Below are 305 nucleotides of genomic sequence, written 5' to 3'. Positions count from 1 at the left end.
AAAAGATACGTGTTATGTGTAGTGCTCACACAGATTGTCTGATGAAGAACGAGCAAAAGCGCGTCTGCGAAGCTGACAAGAGTCCCCTTCGTCTAGAGGCCTAGGACACCGCCCTTTCACGGCGGTAACAGGGGTTCGAATCCCCTAGGGGACGCCAATTGCGCGGTATGAGTGAAAGGCGTACCACACTATGTCTGATGAAAATCAGAGAATAGTTAAGATAATTTTAACAAGTTATTTTAACTATTTATGCTCTTTAACAATCTGGAACAAGCTGAAAAATTGAAAACAAATCAATATATCAC

The 305-nt window shown here is 42.3% G+C and carries 1 tRNA gene; it reads left to right on the top strand.

What is annotated here, in order from left to right:
- Window positions 1–81 precede the first annotated feature (81 nt).
- Window positions 82–157 (top strand) — tRNA-Glu (locus INT04_RS19255).
- Window positions 158–305 lie beyond the last annotated feature (148 nt).

Source organism: Proteus sp. FME41 (assembly GCF_014897315.1).
Classification (GTDB): Bacteria; Pseudomonadota; Gammaproteobacteria; order Enterobacterales; family Enterobacteriaceae; genus Proteus.
Note: the sequence above shows the minus strand (reverse complement) of the source record. Positions and strands in the feature narration are given on the sequence as shown.